A 15,177-nucleotide genomic window follows, 5' to 3' on the forward strand; every position below is an offset into this window, starting at 1 on the left:
GGTACCGGGGTAATCAGGGCTTGTTGGGGTGGATCGGGGAGGTTCCGGAGCCGGCGGCCGCTGCCGCGCGGTGCCGGACGCGCCGGGTCCGCCCCCTTGATGGGGAGGTGCGCGAGTGAGGGCCACCGCGACGGAGCCGCAGGCGGCCGCGCCCGCACCCGCACGGGGCGGGGTGACGCCGCATCCGAAGTCGGGCCCGGGCCGGTTCGGACCGTTCCGATTGCAACAGCTCGTACTCCTCCAGCTGGCCGCGGCCGTCCTGCTCGTGGCGTGGGTGGTGGAGCCGCTGCTGCTGGTGCCCGCCGGCGTCCTGGCCCTCGTCCTGGTGCTGCTGGCCGTCGTACGCCGCCACCAGCGGTCCCTGCCCGAGTGGATCGGCGGCGCGCTCGCGCTGCGGGCCCGGCGCCGCAGGGCCGCGTCGCTCGCGGTGCCCGCGGGGACCGAGCCGGGGCTGGCCCCGCTGGTCGAGGCCGATCCCGCCCTGCGGACGCTGACCTTCAGTGACCGTGACCGGCGGCCGGTGGGCATGGTCGGCGACGGGACCTTCCTGACGGCGGTGGTCCAGGTGGACATGGACGCCACCGCGCTGCGGCCGGACCGGGGGGCGCGACCGCTCCCGCTGTCCGCCGTGCGGGACGTCCTCGAAGTGGACGGCATCCGGCTGGAGTCGGCACAGCTCGTCCAGCACACGCAGCCCGCTCCGGCCCCGCACCTGCCGGCCCGGTCGATGGCCACGCTCAACTACGCGCCGCTCCAAGCCCGGACGGGCGCCCCGGCCGTGCGGCTGACGTGGATCGCGCTCAAGCTCGACCCCGAGCTGTGCCCGGAGGCCGTCGCCGCCCGCGGCGGCGGACCGGCGGGGGCCCAGCGGTGTCTGGTGCGGGTCGCTGACCAGCTGGCGAGCCGGCTGACCGGGGCCGGGTTCCGGGCGGCCGTGCTGACGGAGCAGGAGCTGACGGGCGCGCTCGCGACCTCCTCCTGCGCGAACCCGATGGCGATCACCCAGGCGGGACGTGCGGCGAGCTCGGGCCGGCGCACGGAGGAGACCCCGCGGGCCTGGCGCTGCGACGACCGGCGGCACACCACGTACTGGATAGCCCGCTGGCCGCAGTTGGGCGGTACCGGGGCGGGGCTGCCGCAGTTCGTGGCCCTGCTGACCTCGCTGCCCGCGCTGGCGACGAACTTCAGCCTGACGATGGCCCCGGCCGAGCGGCAGGGCGTGACGCTGACCGGGCACGTCCGGGTGACCGGGCGCAGCGACGAGGAGCTCGTCGCGGCCCGGCGGGAACTGGAGCGGACCGCGCGGGGCGTGCGGACGGGGCTGGTCCGGCTGGACCGGGAACAGGTGCCGGGGCTGCTGGCCTCGCTGCCGTTGGGAGGCGCGCGGTGACGGGCTCGGCGAGGAACGCGGTCAGGGGCGGTTTCGGGCTGATCGGGCCGCGCCGGGAGCGGCACGTGGTCCCGGCGGGCGATCTGGACGCGCTGGCGCTGCCCGTCGGGGACGACGGGGTCGTCATCGGCGTGGACGCGGAGGGCCGCCCGGCGGTGCTCGGCGTGAACCGGCCCACGCCGTACGAGGTCACGCTGATCGGCGGCTTGTGGACGGCCCAGGTGCTGGCCCTGCGGACGGCGGCGACCGGGGCCCGGGTCGCGGTGGAGACCGGGCGCGGGCAGGTGTGGTCCGGGCTGGCCCAGGCGGCCGGCGGCGGGCAGCAGTGCGTGACCCTGCACGACGTGGGCCGGGTGCCGCCGCAGGGCGCCTCGGCGGGCAGCCCGGTGCTGGTGATCCGGGACTGCGGGATGCGGCCGCCGCGCGGACGGGTGGTGGCGGGGCCGTGGCAGTCGGTGCTGACCCTGCTGCCGTACCTGAGCCCGACGGCTCCGCGGCTGTGCCGGAACTCCGCGCTGGTGGGGGTGCAGCGGGTGTCCCCCGAAGAGGCGGAGCGGATCGGCGCCCTGATGGGGCTGCCGCGGGCGGCGGTGGAGTCCCTGCCGACCCTCGGGGACGGGGTGACGCTGTGGTGTACGCCGCGTGACCGGAAGTTCGTGATGACGCAGGGCACGGATACGGAGACGGGCCTGCTGGGCCCGGCGCGGCGCATCGACTGAGACGGTGGTGCGCAATGACGGTTGCTCAGGGCGCGGGCGGCCTGTAGGCAGGAGTGCGGGGGCGCGACCTCGGGGGCCTCGCGGTCACGGGGCGCGATTAGGCTGAGCACGGGCGCGGCGTCGAGTTGGGCGCCCGACCGGTGTTCGACAGACCAGGAGGACCAGTGAGCGGCGATCGGAACGAGAGGCGCGGCGGGACGTGGGACGTCCCGACGGACGATCAGTCCGACGCGGAGCCCGATGTGACGGGCGAGTTCACCATCGACTACACCCCGCCGGCCTGGTACACGCAGGGCGCGTCGGCGCCGGCCGCGCCGGTTCCGGGGCTGCCGGGGCTGCCCGAGGGCAGCGGATTCGAACCCCACCGGCCGTCGGACGTGGTCTCCCCGCCGACGATGCGGATCGCCCCGCCGGCCCCTCGTACCCCGTCCGACACCCCGTCGGCGGCCGAGGCGGCGCTGCCCGCGTTCCCGGCGCAGGCGGACTCGGGCGCGCCCGCGTTCCCGGCCCCGGCGGACGCGGTTCCGCCCGCGTTCCCGGCGCAGGGTCCGGCTGCCTTCCCGGCCCCGGCCGACGCGCCGGCTCCGCCCGCCTACCCCGGCCAGGCCGATGGCGCGGCGCCGTTCGCCGCCCAGGCCCCGGCCCCGGCCCCGGCCGACGCGCTGCCCGCGTTCCCGGCGCAGGGTCCGGCCGCATACCCCGCCCCCGCCGACGCCGTGCCGGCGTTCCCGGGTGCCGCTGCGGCCCCCTACCCGGCGCAGGGGGAGACCCCGGCGCCGTTCCCCGGTCAGGCCCCGCCCGCCCACCCGGGACAGGCGGGGAGTCCGGCTCCCGCCGGCCCTGCCGGGGACGCGGCCGCCCCGGCGCGGGCGGCCGCCGACGCGCCGCCGTCGCCCCCGGAGGGACCCGCCGGGTCTCCGGCCACTGCCGCGTCCTCGGCCTCCGAGGGCACGGCCCACGCCGACGCGCCCGCCCCGGACCAGCCCCGGGAAGGGGCGGCGGACGCCCCGTTCCGGGTGCCGGTGGTGGAGCCCATCGTCGTGCCCGCACTGCCGGAGGCCCCCGCGGTGCCCCGGACCGCCACGCCCGCCGAGGGCGTCAAGGTGCCCCAGGACACCCCGCAGGGGCCGTACGCCACCGCCCCCTCTCCCGCGGATACTCCGTTCGGGGGACCCGGCCCCGGGGGTGAACTGCCTCCGCTGCCGCCCGCGTTCCCGTCCTCGGGTCCGCCCCAGGGGTACGGGTTCCCGCCCGTCGGCCAGCAGCAGCCCCAGGCCCAGGCCCCGCAGGGCTACGGCTTCCCGCCGCAGGCGACACCGCAGGCCCCCGCCGCCCCGTGGCCCCAGCAGCAGGCCGCACAGCCACAACCGCCGCAGCCGCAGCCTCCGCAGGGCCCGTACCAGCAGCAGCCCGGCCAGGGACCCGGCGCGCCGCTGGGCTACACCGCCGCCGTCGAGCTGTCCTCCGACCGCCTGATCCGCGCCAAGCAGAAGCCGAAGCCCACCCGCTCCGGCTTCCGCTTCGGCGGCAAGGCCGCCGAGGCCGACCGCCAGCGGAAGCTCGAACTGATCCGCACTCCGGTGATGTCCTGCTACCGCATCGCCGTCATCAGCCTCAAGGGCGGCGTCGGCAAGACCACGACCACCACCGCCCTCGGCGCGACCCTCGCCACCGAGCGCCAGGACAAGATCCTGGCCATCGACGCCAACCCCGACGCCGGCACCCTCGGCCGCCGTGTCCGCCGCGAGACCGGCGCGACGATCCGCGACCTGGTCCAGGCGATCCCGTACCTGCACTCGTACATGGACATCCGGCGGTTCACCTCGCAGGCCCCCTCGGGCCTGGAGATCATCGCCAACGACGTGGACCCGGCGGTCTCGACGACCTTCAACGACGAGGACTACCGCCGCGTCATCGAGACGCTCGGCCGCCAGTACCCGATCATCCTCACCGACTCGGGCACCGGGCTCCTCTACTCCGCCATGCGCGGGGTCCTGGACCTGGCCGATCAGCTGATCATCATCTCGACCCCGTCGGTGGACGGCGCGAGCAGCGCCAGCACCACCCTCGACTGGCTGTCCGCCCACGGGTACGCCGACCTGGTCTCGCGCTCGATCACCGTCATCTCCGGGGTCCGCGAGACCGCCAAGATGATCAAGGTCGAGGACATCGTGCAGCACTTCGAGACCCGCTGCCGCGGGGTCGTCGTCGTGCCCTTCGACGAACACCTGGCGGCCGGCGCCGAGGTGGACCTGGACCTGATGCGGCCCAAGACCCGGGAGGCGTACTTCACCCTCTCCGCGCTGGTCGCCGAGGACTTCGTCCGCGCACAGCAGCAGGGCGCGCAGGCGCATTGGGGCGGACCCCAGCAAGCCCAGCAGCCCCAGCAGCCCCAGCAGCAGCCGTACCCCCAGCAAGCCCCGCAGGCTCCGGCTCCGCAGCCGGCGGGCCCGTACCAGCAACCGCAGCAGCCCCCGTACGGCGGCCAGCCCTACCCGCAGCCCGGCCAGCCCTGGCAGCAGCCCCCGGGCCAGCCCCCGCGCGACCCGCGCCTCGGCTGAGCCGGAACACGGCAGACGAGCGAGAGGGCCCGTACCGTCCCCAGGACGGTACGGGCCCTCTCGGCTCGCGCGGCGCGTCAGCGCTCGGAGTCGTACGCCTCCGTCAGCACCCGCGCCCGCTTCACGTCGTCGGCGATCGCCTCCAGCAGCCCGTCCAGCGACTCGAACTTCGCCATCCCCCGCACGTACGCGAGGAAGTCGACGGACACGTGCATCCCGTACAGGTCCAGGCCCACGCGGTCGATCGCGTACGCCTCCACGGTCCGCTCCGTGGCGTCGAACTGCACGTTCGTGCCGACCGAGATCGCCGCCGGCATCCGCTCGCCGTCCGCCGTCAGCCAGCCCGCGTACACCCCGTCGGCCGGGATCGCGGTGTGCGGCTGGGTCTCGACGTTCGCCGTCGGGTAGCCGAGCTCGCGCCCGCGCTGCGCGCCGCGCACCACGACGCCCTCGACCCGGTGCGGGCGGCCGAGGATCTCGGCGGCGCCGTCCATGTCCCCCTCGGCGACGAGCCTGCGCGCGAGGGTGGACGAGAACGGCACCCCGCCGCCCGCCTCGCCGCGCTCCACCAGGTCCACGACCTCGACCTCGTAGTCGTACGTGGCGCCCAGCTCGGTCAGGAAGTCGACGTTCCCGGCGGCCCGGTGGCCGAAGCGGAAGTTCGGGCCCTCGATGACGGCACGCGCGTGCAGCTTGTCGACCAGCACCTTCACGATGAAGTCGGCCGGGGACAGCTGCGAGAACTCCGCCGTGAAGGGCAGGATCAGCAGTGCGTCGACCCCGAGACCGGCCATCAGCTCGGCGCGGCGGTCGTAGGGGGCCAGGATCGGCGGGTGGCTGCCCGGCCGGACGACCTCGCTGGGGTGCGGGCTGAAGGTGACGACCACCGAGGGCACGCCGAGGGCGCGCGCCTTCGCGACGGCCTGCCCGATGATCAGCTGGTGTCCCCGGTGCACACCGTCGTAGGAGCCGATGGTGACGACGCTGCGTCCCCAGTCCTGGGGGATGTCCTCCAAGCCACGCCAGCGCTGCACTGTGACCGCTCCTCGCCCGAACCCGTGTAGTCCCTGTACCGATTGCAGGTCTAAGACTGCCATGCCGGTGGCCGGGGCCCCGCATCGGCGTCCGGCTGAGGGCCGGCCCGCCTCATGTGACGTCCGGGGCGGCCCTGCTGAGGGTCTCCACGGTACGCCGGGCACCGGGTCCGAGGAGGGCCGCGGCATCGGCCTCCGCGTCCGTGAGCCAGCGTGCCACCAGTGCCCCGAACGCCGGATCGGCGCGCGCCAGCTCCACCGTGCGGTGCTCGAAGACGACGGGCCCGCCGGGGGCCCGCAGCAGCCGGCGGCCGGTCCGCCGGAGCAGCTCCCGGGTGCGCTCCTCGGGGCGTACGGAGGCAGCGGCGGCGAGGGCCTCCAGGAAGGCCCCCAGGACCGACGGATCGGCCTCCTCGCGCAGCAGTACGTCGGCCAGCTCGCCGCGCAGCGTCCGGGAGGGCTCCCCGCCCGGCGCGGCCAGCACCCGGGCCAGCTCGGACCGTACCGGCGACGGGGCCGTGCGCAGCAGGTCCAGGACGAGGGCGCGCAGCACGGGTTCGGCGGCCGGGCCCTGTTCCAGGCGCCGGTCGACGAACGCGGCGGCGTGCGGGGCGTCCTCGGGGTGGCCGGCCAGGTGCTCCCGTACGAGGTCGCCCGCGCGCCGGGCCAGCCCCGGAGTGGTCAGCCCGGCCAGCGCGCGCAGCACCTCGCCGTCGGCGCGGGCCCGCAGGGCGGCGAACACGGCGTCCGGGTCGGGCAGTACGGGCAGGGCGGCGACCAGCGCGGAGGCGGGCAGCCGGGCACCGCTCCCGGGCTCGCGGAAGCAGTCGAGGGCGTCGGGCAGGTAGCGGGCCCGTACCTGGGGGTCGCGCAGCAGCACGGCGAGGGCGCTGCCGTGCAGGGGGGCGTCGCCGGGGCGGGCGAGCAGCGCCTGGGCGGCGTGGCGCAGCGGCTCGCGGTCCGCGGTGCTGCGCACGTGGGGGGCGGTGGCGAGGCCGTACGCGGCCGCGGCCACGCGGCGGCCGGGGCGCTCGTCGTGTGCCCAGCGGTCGACGGCGCGGGACATGGCGGAGGGCTCGTCCTCGGCGAGCACGGCGAGCAGTTCGTCGGCGCGGGGGTGTCCGGCGCCGACGAGGGCCTCGGTGAGGTCGTCGACGGCCAGGGCCCGGTGGGTGTGCAGGAGGGCCTGGGCGGCGGTGGCGACGGTGGCTCCGGGGCGGCCGCGCAGGCGGCGTTCGTCGGTGAACCAGGCGCAGACCAGGGGCAGGACGAGCTGCGGGGCGCGGACGAGGCGGCGGGCGGCGGCGTCCAGGTAGTGGTGGTCGGAGGGCAGCAGGCGGCGCAGCAGGTCGAGCCGGTCGGACTCGGGCAGCCGGAGCCGGTTCCAGAACCAGCCGCCGAACTCCCCGGGACCCGCCCGGGCGACGTGCTCGGCGAGGGCGTGCAGGACGGGGAGGTGGGCGGCGGCGTCGGGGGCGGCGAGCAGGGTGCCGCGCAGCAGTCGGGCGGCCCACCAGAGGCGGTCGGGGTGGACGGGGCCGTCCGGCTCCGCCGGCTGTTCCGTGAAGGCGTTGAGGGCGCCTACCAGGCGGGCCAGCACACCCCGGGTCTCGGCGGGCGGGAGCCGCCGCAGGGCCTCCAGGACGGGACCGATGCGGTGGCGGGGCACGGGCGGGCCGGGGGTGGCGGGGCCGTGGTGGACGAGGGTGTCGAGGGCGGTGGGGACGTCGAGGTGGGCCGCCTGGAGCCAGTCGGAGAGCTCCTCGTGCGCGAAGCGGTAGCCGGGGCCGGCGGGGACGAGCAGGCCCTCGGTGAGGACGGCGGAGGCCCAGCCGGTGCGCCAGGGGAACAGTTCCTCGAAGGAGGCCCGGTCCAGCTGGCCCTGCCCGGGGCCGAGGCAGCGCCGGGCGGCCTCGTGCACCCGCCCGGCCACCCGCGCGGCGAGCCGCCGCACCCCGGGGCCGTACACCACCCCCCGGCCCGCTCCGCCGCCCCCGGTCCCGGTACGGCTCTCACCCGGCCCGGCGGAGCCCCGGCCCGCCCCCGCCCCGGCGCTCCGGTCCCCGGGGCGCCACGTCTCCTCCCGGGCGGGTCCGCGGCCGTCACCGGCTCCCGTCCACGGACCGGGCGACCCGGCGCTCCGCGGTCGCGGGATCCCGCCGTCCGGGGCCGGGCTCCGGCGGATCCGCTCCCCGGCAACCCGGGCGCCACCGGCCGCCTCCGGGTCCGGGCCGCCGGGGCGCGCGTCCCCCGCGGTCCGCGCGGCCCCGGCCGGTGCGCCTCCGGTATCCGCGGCTCCCGCGGTACGGGTGCCCGCCCGCGGGCCCGCGGGGGGTGTGCCCGGGGGCTTCGCGCCTCCGGGGCCCCACGCCGGGGCGGTGTCGGCGACGGCGATCCGGACAGCCGCGCGCAGGGCCACCAGGTCCAGGTGCGCCGCGAACACCTCGTCGCGCCCCGGGCGGCCCGCCGTGACCCCGGCGGCCCGGATCCCGGCGAGCAGGCTCAGGGTGAGGGGGTGCCGGGCGCAGGCCTCCCGCACGGCGTCGTCCGGGATCCCCAGGCGGGCGCGCGCCGTCCGCGCCTCGTCCGGGGTCAGGTCCCCGACCGGGAGCGCGGGCGGCAGCCGCCGGGCCGCCCGGTCCGGGACGTGCAGCACCCCCGGCGGGTACAGCTCCCCCGCCCGCTCCCAGTATTCGGGCCGGGCGGCGACCACCAGCCTGGCCCCGGTCCCGCCCAGCCACCCGGCGGTGGCTCCGGTCCACGGCGCGAGGCGGTGCGCGAGCTGCGGCGGCATCTCCTCGGGGGCGTCCAGCACGACCAGCAGCGCCCGCCCGGCGTCCGTCGCCAGCCCGGCCACCCGCTCGGCCGTCCCCGGCGGTACGGGCCCCGCCCCGCCGGCGGTGACGATCCGGCCGGCGGCTTCGAGGGCCCGTGTCACGGCGTCGGCCAGGGAGGCGTCCCCGCCCCGCAGGTCGGCCCCGCGCAGCCACAGCGTCGGCGCGGGGAGGGGGCCGCGCGCGCGGTCGGCGGCGAGGGCGGCGAGGGCGGTGGTGCGGCCGGTGCCGGGGGCGCCGACCAGACCCAGGACCTGGCGGTCCCCGGTGGTGAAGGCGGCCAGCCCGGCGGCGACCGCAGGACGTGCCACCGGGTCCGGCAGGGCGCCGGGGGTGGATCCGGGCGCGGATCCGGGGGCCGGGGGAAAGGCCGAGCCGAGGGTGATCGCGGTCAGCTCCAGCACGCCGGCGAGGTTGAGGTCGGCCCCGTACCCCGGCACGGTGGCGGAGTTGCGTTCCAGCAGGGCCGCGAGGGGGCCGTCGGGAGCCGCGGCGGCGCAGGCGCGCAGGGGGACCGCGAAGCTTCCGGAGCGGTGCTCCGTGCCGAGAGCGGTGCCGAGGACCGCGAGGACCGCTCCGGTTTCCGCGTCGAGGACCGGCCCCCCGCAGGTCTCCGCGCCCCGCGTGAGGGCGTCCCGGCCGTCCGTGCCGATCGCCAACTCGACGGTGGCGGGCAGGAGGTGGGCGCGGCCGGCCGCGGTGTAGGTGACCTCCGCACCGGCCGCGAGCACCCGCGCCTGGCGCCAGCCCCGCGCGGGGAGGCGTACGTACGTCCCCGGAGGGATCACCTCGCGCATCGCGACCGGCAGCGGGCGCAGCCCCAGCCCGTCGGTCCGCACGAGGGCCAGCCCGAGGTCCGGCAGGGCGGTCACGTCCTGCGGGCCGGCGGGCCAGCTCCGGTCCCCCGGGCCGTGCAGCACCAGCCGGGCCGGTCCGTCGACGGCCGCGTGGCTGGTGATCACCGTGCCGCGGTCGTCGGCCACGAAGCCGCTGCCGCGCGGTCGCCCGGCCTCGTCGCAGACCAGCACGAGCCGCACGGCGCCACCGGTCCCCGTTCCCGCCCCGTCGCGGTCTCCGTCGCCGTCTCCGTCGCCGTCGCCGTCCGCGAGGACGTCCCCGGAGGCGTCCCCGGGGACGTCCGTGGCGACGCCCGTCCCCGGCCGCGAGCCGAAGCCCGCGCCGAAGTCCGTGCCGGAGTCCGTCCGGGGCTCGGCCCCACAACCCCTCGCACCGCCGGTGACCTCGTCCGTCATCGCCGTACCACTCCCCTGCCGCGGGACCCCTGGTCACGACGGTAGGCAAGTGAAGATCAGCACGAAAAGCACGTGGGGCGAAAGCGCCCCCCAACGCTCCCCGCATTCACTCCGAGCGCCCGCTCGGACGGGTGAATACGGGCCTCCGGGTGGATAGAGACCTACCCGAGGGGGGTCGTGGAGCGGTGAGCGGCAGTCCGTGTGCGCTCACCGCTCCACGTCAACGCGCCGGCGGCGCGCAAGCCGGTCGCAGGACCGGGTCAGACGAAGACCGCGAGGGACTTCGCCTTGCCGTTCTTGCTCTCCACGAGCCCGAGCAGTTGCCCCTTGGGCCCGTAGACGGCGACCGTCCGGCCGTCCGCGTACTCGTCCGGCATGTCGATCCGGACCCCGTTGGCGAGCAGCGAGGCCCTCCGGGCGTCCAGGTCCCAGCGCGGGAAGGCGGCGGCGGCCGCCTCGCCGATCGGCATCACGGTCAGCTCCTCCTGGAGCTGGTCCAGAGTCCGCGCGCGGTCGAGCTTGTACGGGCCCACCCGCGTGCGCCGGAGCGCCGTGAGGTGGCCGCCCACGCCGAGGTCGGCGCCAAGGTCGCGGGCGAGGGCGCGGATGTACGTACCGCTGGAGCAGACCACGGAGACGACGAGGTCGACGACCTTGGTGCCGTCCTCGGCCTCCGCCTCCCGCATGTCGTACACCTGGAACGACGAGATGGTCACCGGGCGGGCCGGGATCTCGAAGTCCTCGCCGTCGCGGGCGCGCTTGTAGGAGCGCACGCCCTTGATCTTGATGGCGCTGACCTTCGACGGGACCTGCATGATGTCGCCGGTCAGCTTGGCGATGCCCGCGTCCACCGCCTCGCGGGTCACCCCGGAGGCATCGGCGGACGACGTGATCTCGCCCTCGGCGTCGTCCGTGAGGGTGTACTGCCCCAGACGGATGGTCCCGAGGTACTCCTTCTCGGTCAGGGCGAGGTGGCCGAGGAGCTTGGTGGCCTTCTCCACGCCGAGGACGAGGACGCCCGTCGCCATCGGGTCGAGGGTGCCTGCGTGGCCGACGCGGCGGGTCTTGGCGATCCCGCGCATCTTGGCGACCACGTCGTGCGAAGTGAAGCCGGACGGCTTGTCGACGATGACAAGGCCGTCCGGAGTCTTCCCTGCGTCGGTGCTCATTCCGCGGCTGCGTCCTCGTCGTCCTCGTCGCCCGGCTTCTTGTACGGGTCGGCTTCGCCGGCGTACTGGGCGCCGGAGGAGACCTCCCGCACCTGGGCGTCGGAGGAGCGTGCCTTGTCGAGGAGGTCCTCGATGGTCTTGGCGTTCTCCGGGAGGGCGTCCGCGACGAAGGTCAGGGTGGGCGTGAACTTGGTTCCCGCCGCCCGGCCGACCGCGGAGCGCAGTACGCCCTTGGCGCTTTCGAGGCCCGCGGCCGCGCTGGCCCGGTCCTCGTCGTCACCGTAGACCGTGTAGAAGACCGTGGCCTCCCGCAGATCGCCGGTGACCCGGGTGTCCGTGATGGTCACGTGCGTACCGAGGCGGGGGTCCTTGACACCGCGCAGCAGCTTCTCGGCCACCACCTCCCGGATGAGGTCCGCCAGCTTCTTCGCCCGCGCATTGTCGGCCACTGGTCCGTCTCCTTCTTCCTTGCAGACAAGCAATCAGTCTTCATCACCGTGGAACCGCCGCCTCACGGACAGCAGCTCCACTTCCGGACGCGCCGCGACCAGCCGCTCACAGCGGTCGAGCACGTCCGATACGAACCCCGCGTCCCCACTCACCAGGGCGACCCCTATGCGGGCCCTGCGGTGCAGGTCCTGGTCGCCCACCTCGGCCGCGCTCACGGAGAACTTGCGTTGGAGCTCGGCGACGATGGGCCGGACGACGGAGCGTTTCTCCTTCAGCGAGTGAACGTCGCCGAGGAGCAGATCGAAGGACAGAGTCCCCACGTACATGCAGTTCCGGATGTCCCGCCGGTGCGGGTTAGGTGGCCCGCCGGGCCGTCGCCCGGAGGGATCTCCCGGTCGCGCGAGCGGCCGGTCACCAGAACCGTACACGCAACGGCCGGGGCCGATCGACGGATATTCCGCCGACCGGCCCCGGTGTTACAGCTGACTACGACACGGTGCGAACCGCCTCGCGCTTACGCGCGGGGCTTCTCGCGCATCTCGTACGTCGCGATGACGTCGTCGATCTTGATGTCGTTGAAGGAACCGAGGTTGATACCACCCTCGAAGCCCTCGCGGATCTCGGTGACGTCGTCCTTGAAGCGGCGCAGACCGGAGATGGTGAGGTTCTCGGCGATGACCTTGCCATCGCGCAGGAGCCGCGCCTTGGTGTTGCGCTTGACCTCGCCGGAACGGATGAGGACACCCGCGATGTTGCCCAGCTTGGACGAGCGGAAGATCTCGCGGACCTCCGCCGTACCGAGCTCGACCTCTTCGTACTCCGGCTTGAGCAGACCCTTCAGGGCCGCCTCGATCTCCTCGATGGCCTGGTAGATCACCGAGTAGTAGCGGACGTCGACGCCCTCGCGGTCCGCCATCTGCGCGGCACGGCCCACGGCACGGACGTTGTAGCCGATGACGATGGCGTCGGAGCCCATCGCCAGCGAGATGTCCGACTCGGTGACCGCACCCACACCGCGGTGCAGGACGCGGATGTCGACCTCTTCGCCGACGTCGAGCTGGAGCAGCGAGGACTCCAGGGCCTCCACCGCACCGGACGAGTCGCCCTTGATGATGAGGTTGAGTTCCTGGACCAGACCGGCCTTGAGGACCGAGTCGAGGTCTTCCAGGGACACCCGGCGGACGCGCTTGGCGAAGTTGGCGTTGCGCTCACGCGCAGCACGCTTCTCGGCGATCTGACGGGCGGTGCGGTCCTCGTCGACGACGAGGAAGTTGTCGCCGGCGCCGGGGACGTTGGTGAGACCCAGGACCAGGACGGGGGTCGAGGGACCCGCTTCCTCGATGTTGTTGCCCTTGTCGTCGAGCATGGCGCGCACACGGCCGTAGGCGTCGCCCACGACCATCGTGTCGCCGACGCGGAGGGTACCGCGCTGGACGAGGACGGTGGCGACGGCACCGCGGCCACGGTCGAGGTGGGACTCGATCGCAATACCCTGAGCGTCCTGCTCGGGGTTGGCGCGCAGGTCGAGCGAGGCGTCGGCGGTGAGGACGACGGCCTCCAGCAGGGAGTCGATGTGCAGACCCTGCTTGGCGGAGATGTCGACGAACATCGTGTCGCCGCCGTACTCCTCGGCGACCAGACCGAACTCGGTGAGCTGACCGCGCACCTTGACCGGGTCGGCACCCTCGACGTCGATCTTGTTGACCGCGACGACGATCGGGACGCCGGCGGCCTTGGCGTGGTTGAGCGCCTCGATCGTCTGCGGCATGACGCCGTCGTTGGCCGCGACCACGAGGATCGCGATGTCGGTCGACTTCGCACCACGGGCACGCATGGCGGTGAACGCCTCGTGACCCGGGGTGTCGATGAAGGTGATCTTGCGGTCTTCGCCGTTGACCTCGGTGCCCACCTGGTAGGCACCGATGCCCTGGGTGATGCCGCCGGCCTCGCCCGCGACGACGTTCGTCTTGCGGATGGCGTCGAGCAGGCGGGTCTTACCGTGGTCGACGTGACCCATGACGGTGACGACCGGCGGACGCGGCATGAGGTATTCCTCGCCGCCCTCGTCCTCGCCGAACTCGATGTCGAAGCCCTCGAGGAGCTCGCGGTCCTCTTCCTCCGGGCTGACGATCTGAACCTGGTAGTTCATCTCGCCGGCCAGCATTTCGAGGGTCTCGTCGGAGACGGACTGCGTGGCCGTGACCATCTCGCCGAGGTTCATCATCACGGCGACGAGCGACGCCGGGTTGGCGTTGATCTTCTCCGCGAAGTCGGTGAGGGACGCACCGCGCGACAGGCGAACGGTCTCGCCGTTGCCGCGGGGCAGCATCACGCCGCCGACCGACGGGGCCTGCATGGCCTCGTACTCCTGGCGCCTCTGACGCTTGGACTTGCGGCCACGACGGGCCGGACCGCCGGGACGGCCGAAGGCACCCTGCGTGCCACCACGGGCACCGGGACCACCGGGACGCCCGCCGAAGCCGGGACGACCGCCGCCACCGGCACCGGCCGGACCGCCGCCGAAGCCGCCGCCACCCGGACGCGGGCCGCCGAAGCCGCCGCCCGCCGGACGCGAGCCCGGACCGGCCGGACGACCGGCGAAGCCGCCGCCGGGACGACCGGCGCCACCGGGACGGGGACCGCCCGCACCGGGACCACGGCCACCGGGGCCGCCACCGGGACGGGGACCGGGACCACCGGCAGCGGGACGCTGCGGCATCATGCCCGGGTTCGGACGGTTACCGCCGGGAGCACCACCGGGACGCGGGGCGCCGCCCTGCGGACGGGGCATGCCGCCCGGGGTCGGACGGGCGCCGCCGGGACCCTGCGGACGCGGAGCGCCACCGGGGCCGCCCTGCGGACGCGGAGCACCCTGGCCGCCACCGGCGCCGGGGGCACCGGGACGCGGAGCACCGGCCGGACGGGGCGCCTGCGGGCGCGCCATGCCGGTGGAGCCACCGGAGGTGAAGGGGTTGTTGCCCGGACGGGGACCGGCCGGACGGGCGCCCTGGGGACGCGGGGCCTGAGCGCCACCGGGGCGCGGGGCCTGGGCACCGGGCGTGGCGCCGGCCGGACGCGGGGCGCCGGGACGGGCACCGCCCTGACCCTGCGCCGGACGCTGCTGCGCCGGACGGGGGCCGGGGGCCGCGGCGGGACGCTCGGTGCGCGCCGGGGCGGCCGGGGCCGCCGGAGGCGCGGAGAACTCGGTCGCCACGGGAGCCGCCGGAGCGGGCTTCGGGGCGGCCGGAGCCTTGGGACCGGGACGCGGGCCGGGGGCGGCCGGAGTCACCGGGGCGCTGACGGCCGGGGCCTCGGCGACGGGCGGCTTGGGGGCCACCGGCGCACCGGGCTTCGGGGCAGCGGGACGTGCCGCGGCGGCCGGGGAGGGCGCCGCGGGCTTGGCGGGCGCGGCCTTGCGGGGCGCGCCGGGCTTCGCAGCGGACTTGCCGGCGTTGCCGCCGGGCCCCTGCAGTGCGTCAGTCAACTTGCGTACAACCGGCGCCTCGATCGTCGAGGACGCCGAACGGACGAATTCACCGAGTTCTTGGAGCTTGGCCATGACGACCTTGCTCTCCACCCCGAACTCCTTGGCGAGTTCGTATACCCGGACCTTAGCCACTTCGCTCCTTTTAGGTCCGGGTTACGCCGGACCGTCGCTACTTCATGGGCGTACTCATCGCGTACTCATCGAGTGCTCATCGCAATCTCGACCTACTTCCAACTCGCGAGGTACCTGACCGCACGGGATGTCCGTGCCGTACTTCTTC

Annotated in this window: 9 protein-coding genes; 3 read left to right on the forward strand and 6 right to left on the reverse strand. The window is 75.4% G+C overall.

What is annotated here, in order from left to right; translation table 11 throughout:
- The first annotated feature begins 115 nt into the window (after nt 1-115).
- The 3 genes from eccE to ACZ5D2_RS30085 all read left to right on the forward strand — a co-directional run bounded on the left by eccE (nt 116) and on the right by ACZ5D2_RS30085 (nt 4,670).
- Nucleotides 116-1,390, forward strand: coding sequence for a type VII secretion protein EccE (gene eccE, locus ACZ5D2_RS30075; RefSeq protein ID WP_468933668.1), 1,275 nt, complete (start codon nt 116-118; stop codon nt 1,388-1,390).
- Nucleotides 1,387-2,109, forward strand: coding sequence for a hypothetical protein (locus ACZ5D2_RS30080; protein WP_371676407.1), 723 nt, complete (start codon nt 1,387-1,389; stop codon nt 2,107-2,109). The genes eccE and ACZ5D2_RS30080 overlap by 4 nt, the downstream gene beginning before the upstream one ends.
- A gap of 164 nt (nt 2,110-2,273) precedes the next feature.
- Nucleotides 2,274-4,670: an SCO5717 family growth-regulating ATPase gene (locus ACZ5D2_RS30085; RefSeq protein ID WP_468933672.1), complete on the forward strand. Its 2,397-nt coding sequence runs from the start codon at nt 2,274-2,276 to the stop codon at nt 4,668-4,670.
- Nucleotides 4,671-4,747: 77 nt separating this feature from the next.
- Here ACZ5D2_RS30085 and ACZ5D2_RS30090 read toward each other — a convergent pair whose 3' ends face one another.
- From ACZ5D2_RS30090 to infB, 6 genes are all read right to left on the reverse strand, one after another.
- Entirely contained in the window at nt 4,748-5,704 is a 957-nt protein-coding gene (locus ACZ5D2_RS30090) for a bifunctional riboflavin kinase/FAD synthetase (protein ID WP_266842703.1), read from the reverse strand.
- A gap of 112 nt (nt 5,705-5,816) precedes the next feature.
- Complete coding sequence (locus ACZ5D2_RS30095) at nt 5,817-9,791, reverse strand: trypsin-like peptidase domain-containing protein (protein WP_468933674.1); 3,975 nt, start codon at nt 9,789-9,791, stop codon at nt 5,817-5,819.
- 260 nt (nt 9,792-10,051) lie between these two features.
- Nucleotides 10,052-10,960, reverse strand: coding sequence for a tRNA pseudouridine(55) synthase TruB (truB, locus tag ACZ5D2_RS30100; protein ID WP_371676410.1), 909 nt, complete (start codon nt 10,958-10,960; stop codon nt 10,052-10,054).
- Nucleotides 10,957-11,409 carry a 30S ribosome-binding factor RbfA gene (gene rbfA / locus ACZ5D2_RS30105; RefSeq protein WP_266842698.1) on the reverse strand — a complete coding sequence of 151 codons (453 nt, stop codon included), beginning with the start codon at nt 11,407-11,409 and terminating at the stop codon, nt 10,957-10,959. Before rbfA ends, truB begins: the two co-directional genes overlap by 4 nt.
- A 33-nt stretch (nt 11,410-11,442) precedes the next feature.
- Nucleotides 11,443-11,736 carry a DUF503 domain-containing protein gene (locus ACZ5D2_RS30110; RefSeq protein WP_030227569.1) on the reverse strand — a complete coding sequence of 98 codons (294 nt, stop codon included), beginning with the start codon at nt 11,734-11,736 and terminating at the stop codon, nt 11,443-11,445.
- Between the two features lie 188 nt (nt 11,737-11,924).
- Nucleotides 11,925-15,029 carry a translation initiation factor IF-2 gene (gene infB, locus ACZ5D2_RS30115; protein ID WP_371676411.1) on the reverse strand — a complete coding sequence of 1,035 codons (3,105 nt, stop codon included), beginning with the start codon at nt 15,027-15,029 and terminating at the stop codon, nt 11,925-11,927.
- Nucleotides 15,030-15,177: the final 148 nt, after the last annotated feature.

The organism is Streptomyces sp. NPDC031479, assembly GCF_055581065.1.